The organism is Nocardia farcinica, assembly GCF_029867845.1.
GTDB classification, from domain to species: Bacteria; Actinomycetota; Actinomycetes; order Mycobacteriales; family Mycobacteriaceae; genus Nocardia; species Nocardia farcinica_A.
Map to the genome: position 1 here is coordinate 1 of NZ_JARWRU010000061.1, position 6745 is coordinate 6745.

Annotated in this window: 2 protein-coding genes; both read left to right on the plus strand. The window is 72.7% G+C overall.

Going from position 1 to position 6745, the window contains the following annotated elements; genetic code table 11:
* Window positions 1–147: 147 nt before the first annotated feature.
* On the plus strand, window positions 148–5964 hold the full coding sequence (locus tag QH283_RS00970) for an AAA family ATPase (RefSeq protein ID WP_280501131.1): 5817 nt from the start codon (window positions 148–150) through the stop codon (window positions 5962–5964).
* The coding region (locus tag QH283_RS00975; protein ID WP_280501132.1) for a hypothetical protein at window positions 5961–6745 on the plus strand (785 nt) is incomplete at its 3' end. The genes QH283_RS00970 and QH283_RS00975, both read left to right, overlap by 4 nt.

Below are 6745 nucleotides of genomic sequence, written 5' to 3' on the forward strand. Positions count from 1 at the left end.
TGGGGGGGGGGGGGGGGGGGGTTTGGGGGGGGGGGGCGCGCTCGTGGGGGGGGCCGCCGGAAGGCGGGGGGCCTCCCCCGTCCACCCGACGACGCCGCCCGTGCCCAGACGACGCCGCCCCTGCCCACCGACGACGAGGACGCATCAGTGCCGGCCGCCCGCGAAGCAGCCATCGGAACCGACGACATCCTCGCACTCCTGCGCCGTACCGAGGAACTGCTCGACCTCGGCAGGTCGGTCGCCGCCCGATTGCGCGCCGCCGCCGACGCGGCCGAGGCCGGACGCCCCCGCGATGTCGATGCGACCTCGGCGACCGACTGGGCACGCGAGGCCACCGATCATCTGGACGCCCTCGGCCGATCGCCGCTGCGCTCCCGCTGGAACGGTGACGGATCGCTGCACACCGCCCGCGAGATGCTCGACACCGCCGTGCGCGAGTTCGACGAGTACCAGCGGCGGCGCGCCGCCGCCGACCTCGTCGTGGCCTCCTATCGCGCCAACGGGCTCGACCACCTCATCCCCCAGGCGCTCGCGCCGCTCGGTTTCGCCAACGAGGAAGAGGTGCGCGCCGGAACCTTCTTCGTCCCACCCGACGGTCACGAGTCCGGGGACAGGCGCGACACCGGGGGCGCTCTCGGCGGGCGCGACACCGGGAACACGCGAGACGACAGCCGAACCCCGGACGCCCACGACAACCACGCCACGGAGTCCGCCGCGCACGATGGAGTAGCCGTGGCCGATCCGACGGCCGACAGTTCGGACCGGGCGGAATCCGTGGTGGCTCCACCGACTACGCCGTCGGCGCCGGCCGACACCGGAGTCGCCGAGCGAAGTGCCGAGGCGACGGAATCCGACGGCGTGACCGCGCTATCGAGCACCGAGCACGGGCAGAACGACCCGAACGCGGGGGCGCGACCGACCGCCGCGCCCACGTCACCCAGCGCGGCGCCCCCGGCCGTCGCGCCCCCCCCGAGCACGGAAACCCACCGGGTCGACGAAACCGTGCAGCCGAGCCCCGAACCTGCTCGGCCCGGCGACGCGAGCGCGCGACCGGACTGCGCCCCGACCGAGACCGAGACCGAGATCGGAGCGTCGGGTGACGCCGAGTTCGCGAGCCGGACCGATGGGCAGGCCGTGGCGCCGGTCGACGACCGGACGGACAGCGCGACCGTGGACAGCGCGACCGTGGACAGCGCGCGGACCGATGCCGGCGACGGCGCTATCGCGGATGCGGCCGCTACGGCGGGCGGGCGGCTCGGGACGGACGAGCCGAGCGCTCCGGCGGCCACCCCGACCGGCACCCCGACGAGCCGTCCCGCCTTCCCCACCCCGAGGGAGGTCGCCGAGGCCGAGCACACGGACACCGCCCTGCACACCGAGCGTCCGGTCCCGCCGAGGGACATCGACGGCCTGTTCCGCTCTCGTCCACCGCAGGGCGATTCCGCGTTCACCGGCGCGGCCCCCGCCGCCCGCTACGACGCGGCAACCAGGACCGCGGCCCCGAAACGTCCCGCGCCGCCCGCCCCGGCTCCGCCCGCGCCCGCCCCGCCCGCGCCGCGACGGCCGGCCGCCGCGCCCATCCCGGAACAGGTGCGCGCCAATCGCAGTCCCGACGGTGAGGCGATGAACTATCCGTGGGACGCGGGCAGCCCGCCCCACATCGCCTCCCTGCTGACCGCGCGTGCCGACGCGGCGGCGGTGCTGCTGGCGGAGGCGGCGAACGAGACCGCGCAGCGCAAGCAGATCCTGCGGTTCTTCTGCGCGGCTTTCACCTGCTCCCCCACCTATCTGTCGCTGGAACTGTCGCGGGTGGTGCCGACCGACGCCGCGGTGGCCGAGTTGCAGACCGATGAGGCCAGGGTGTTGCTGGCGGGGGCGGTGCGTTCCGGGCTGAGCCTGGGCTTCTTCCCGGTCTCCATCCCGACGCTGGTGGAGCGCTCGGCGCTGGAGCCGCAGATCAAGGAGATCATCGAGTTCGCCCGTGAGGCGGGGGTACGCGGGCTGCGGCTGGGCAACGACGCCGGTGCGGCGGCGGGGACCGCGGCCGATTGGGAGGCCATCGGCCGCGAGGCGAGCACCCTGCTCGACACACTGTCGAAGAAGGTGATCAAATTCGAGCTGGCCACCAAGGTGCTGCATCACCTGACCAGGCCGGGTCAGCTGATCGGCGCGGCATTGACGACGGTGCGGCAGCTGTCGGACGGCGGGATCGAAGCCGTCGACGCCGACGACGAGCGGTGGCGCGAGGTGTTCGAGGCCGCGGAGCTGTTGCGGGACCGCGACGGCCGCGAGCGGGTCATCGACGACACCACGCAGGAGCTGGTCGACGCGCGCCGGAAGAAGATCATCGCAGGCGCCCGGCGGTCGTTGGAGCACAATCTGGCCGAGGTGGGCGACCTGCTGGTGCGGTTCGTCGAACTGCGCGACAGTGTGCGGGGTTCACGCGCCCACCACGCCTCCTCGGCCGATCAGCTGATCACGCTGGCGGAGTCCTACCGTCCCTCGATCGAACCGAACACCGTCGGGGAGGCGGCGTTGCTGCGGCTGCTGAACTGGATGGCGGCGCCCGGCGCCGACCAGCCGCGCGGGGTGTCGCTGGCGACGGTGCTCAACGAGGGCCTGGAGCCGCTGTTCGAGCTGGAGCGCGACGAGGCGAACGAGCCGGTGCGCCCGGCCACCCTGACGGAGATGTCGCTGCTGTTCGCCGGGCGCGACGCGGTCACGGTGGTCAACGGCTACCTGGAGAGCGGGAACATCGCCGCGGCACGGCATTACGTGGCCGAGCACGGGCTGCCGATGTCCGAGGATGCCTCCGGCGACCTGGTGGCCAGGGCCGAGCACCGCGCCCGTGAACGGCACAACGCGCAGATCGAGACCATGCGCTGGCTGGCGGCCAGGCACCGCGCCCTCTACGAGGACGACCGCGCCCGCGAGCTGACCGCGCAGATGCAGTCGCTGCTCACCCCCGACCCGGAGCGCTACGACCTCGCCGACCGCGAGCTGCACGCCCTGATCGAGGACGGCCGCGCGCATCTGGACGCCTACCGGGAGAACCTGCGCGCGCAGGTCAGGGCCCTGGACGCGGCCGCCGAGGACAAGGACCGGCTGCTGGCGCTGATCGACGGCGAGGACGAGGTGCTCGCCGTCGACTTCCTCACCCGTCTGCAGACCGGTTCGCCGCTGCCGGACATCGAACCCGACACCGCCGACGACTTCACCGCCTTCTTCCCCCGCGTGGTGGCGGCCGCCGTCGCCGCACAGGCCAAGAACCGCCGGGTGGTGACCGCGGTGCGCTCGCTGCTGCGGGCCCCCGGCGCCATCGAGAACCGGCATCTCGATCAGGGCCTGCGCGCCTGGGAGGAGTTGCGCGAGTCCAAGCTGGGCGGTCAGAAGAACGAGTCGCGGCTGCTGATCGCGCACGTGCTGCGCATGATCGGGCTGGTGCCGCCGAGTCAGAGCTGGCTCAAGGACATCTCCAACACCCAGCGTGCCGGTTTCGCCGCCTTCGAGGCCAAGGCCAATCCGGTGGACCGGTCCTATGTGCCCGCACTGGGCACCCAGTCGCACGGGCGCTACGACCTGACGCTGGTGTGGCACAACGTGACCCCGAGCAGGCTGCTGGAACTGATCCCGGAGTCGCGCCGGACCAGGCCGAACATCATCCTGTACTTCGGCGTGCTCGACGCCCAGCAGCGACGCGACCTGCGCGGGCTGTGCACGCCGGGCAAGGGGCGCGGCTTCTCGCCGCTGGTGATCGACGACGCGGTGATCGCCTGGCTGTCGACGCGGCCGGAGCCGGGCTGGCGCTACACCCAGCGGGTCACCTTGCCGTTCACCGCCTTCAACCCCTACACCCCGTTCGCCGGCGGCGAGGTGCCCGACGAGGTGTTCGTCGGGCGCGAGGACGAGCGCGCGCAGATCGAGTCGCCGACCGGGCCGATGTTCGTCTACGGCGGCCGCCAGCTGGGCAAGTCGGCGCTGCTGCGCCGGGTGGAGCGGATGTTCACCGATCCGCCCGAGGTCGACGAGAACAACCAGCGCAAGCGGCGCACCGGCCGGATCGCGGTGTACATCGATCTCAAGGCGGCGGCGATCGGCGAGATGCTGGAGCCGACCAAGCTGTGGGGTGAGCTGGCCGAGCGGCTGAAGTCGGCGGGCGTGACCGATATCGGGCGCGGTTCCAGCGAGGAGGTGGTCTCGCGCTACATCAGGGAGTGGCTGGCCGCCGACGAGTCCAACCGGCTGTTGCTGTTGCTCGACGAGGCCGACAACTTCCTGACCGCGGACTCCCGGTACGGCCGCAACACCGGCCGCAGCGCCGAGTTCCCCACCCTGCAGGGGCTGAAGAAGCTGATGGAGACCTCGAACCGGCGGCTCAAGCCGGTCTTCGCCGGTCTGCACCAGGTGCAGCGCTTCCAGGACCTGCCAAACACCCCGGTCGGCCACGGCGGCCAGGAGATCCTGATCGGGCCGCTGCGCAGCCAGGACGCCTACAACCTGGTGGTCGACCCGATGCGCGCGCTCGGCTACACCTTCCGATCCCCCGACGTGGTGTGGCGGCTGCTGCTCTACACCAACTACCAGGCCAGCCTGGTGCAGATCCTGTGCGACGCGCTGGTGCGGCGGATGCAGACCCAGCAGCTGCCGCCCTCGGGCGGGCGGATCGAGATCACCGCCCAGCACGTGGACGCGGTCTACGCCGAACGCGACGTGCGCGACCTGATCGTGCAGCGCTTCCGCTGGACCATCAACCTCGACGCCCGCTACCGGATCATCGCCCTGGTGGTCGCGCTCAACAGCATGGACGCCGAGCCCGGCGCCAGCTTCTCGGTGAGCGAGCTGCGCGAACAGTGCGAGACCTTCTGGGAGGTCGGTTTCGCGCGGGATGTGTTGCCGGAGGCGCGGTTCCGCAGCTATCTGGACGAGATGGTCGGCCTCGGCGTGCTGCACCGCAGGAACGAGAACACCGCGTGGGGCGAGTACAGCTACGGCCTGCGCAGCCCGCACATCCTCGGCCTGCTCGGCACAAGGGCCGCGCTGGACCGGGAACTGTCCGAGGCGCCGACGCTGCTGGAACTGCCGCACGAGTACAACCCGACGATGAACCGCCGGGTGCTCGGCGGGGCCACCAGGATCAGCTCGCGCCGCTCCTCGCTCACCGACTACGACCTGGCGGTCCTGCTGAAGCGCGACAAGGGTGTGCCGAAGGTGCGCGTGGTGACCGGCAGCGACGCGCTCGGCCGCGACCGCGTGGTGGAGGCGCTGACCGTCGCCGCCCGCGAACAGAACCTCGACATGCAGCAGCTCACGCCCGCGCAACTGCCCACCGACCCGGCCGAATTCGCCCGGCTGCCCAAGCATCTGCTGATCGACCTGGGCAACGGCTCCGGCCACGACCTGACCGCCGTCGCCGCCGCCCTCGGCGCGCGCGGCACGGGCACCACGGTGATCGTGGCCGGCCCGGGCTGCCTGCCGTTCGCCCCGCCCTCGCGCGAGGTGACGGTGGTGCCGCTGCGCCGGTGGTCGATGGAGGAGTTGCGGTTCTGGCACGAGACTCCGTTCAACTCCCCCGAGCTGCGCGAGCAACTGCACTACGTCACCTCGGGCTGGCCCGCGCTGGTGGAGGAGGCGATGGAGCACGTGAACAACGGCCGCCAGCCGAAGCGGGCGCTGGAACTGGTCGCCGCCTCGCTGCGCACTCCCGCCCGCGCCGAGGAACTGCTCGCCGCCTGCGGCGCCGACCGACGGGTGGTGACCGAGTGGGCGGCGGTGGCGAGCACATCGGGCACCTTCGAGCTGGCCGACCCGATCCCGGTCACCGACGCCGACCTGACCGAGATCCTCGGCGGCGACCCGCGACCGGCGCTCGGCATACTCGCTGCCCTGGACCTGGTGGCTCGCACCGAGGACGGCTGGGTGCTGGACCGGGTGACGCTGACCGCCGCGGGCACCGTGCTCGGGTGACCGTGGACGCGCGCATCTGGCAGCTGCCCGGCCCTCGTTCCTTCGTCGACGAGATCACCGTCGGCGACGGCAGGCACGTGGTGGCGACCCTGCCCCGGCGGCTGTCGGAGGATCAGCTGTTCGCCGACGACCTCGCCCACGCGGTCCTCGACCGCTTCCGCGCCTCGGGCCGGGAGGCGCGGCGGGTCAGCCCCGATCCCAGCCAGTCGGTGCTGGCCGCGGTCTCGGACCTGTGCTGGGAACCGGTGCCCACGGTGCCGGATCTGCTGGCCTGCGCCGACCTGGCGGACACGGTGCTGGTGCTGGCCGCCGTCGACCTGGGCGAGCAGGCGCGCGCCGAGCTGCCCCGGCTGCTCGAACGCGTGGAGTGCGAGTCGCGGGCGCTGCCGCCGGACGCCAGGCCGACCTTCGTGGTGATCGGCTCCCGTTTCGACCTGCCGTCCTTCCTCGGCGGCGCGCGCAGCGAGGTCGGCCTTGAGTCGGTGTGGTTCTGGGGCAGGCTGTCACGCTGGGACGTGGCCGCGCACATCGCCTCCGCGCAGCGCCGCGAGGACACCGGCCTGCTGGCCGAGGTGCGGTTGGAGACGATCGTCGAGGTGGCGGCCTGGGACATCGACACCGCCGACCACCTGGTCACGCACTGGTGCGGCGACCCGGACCGGCTGCCCGCGGTGTTGAAGGAGGCGCGGGGCGCGGCGGCCGAGTACGCGGACCTGCCGCCCGAGCGGATCGACGGCGTCCCGCCCGCCGCCGCGCTGGCGGCATGGGACGACCGCGCGGT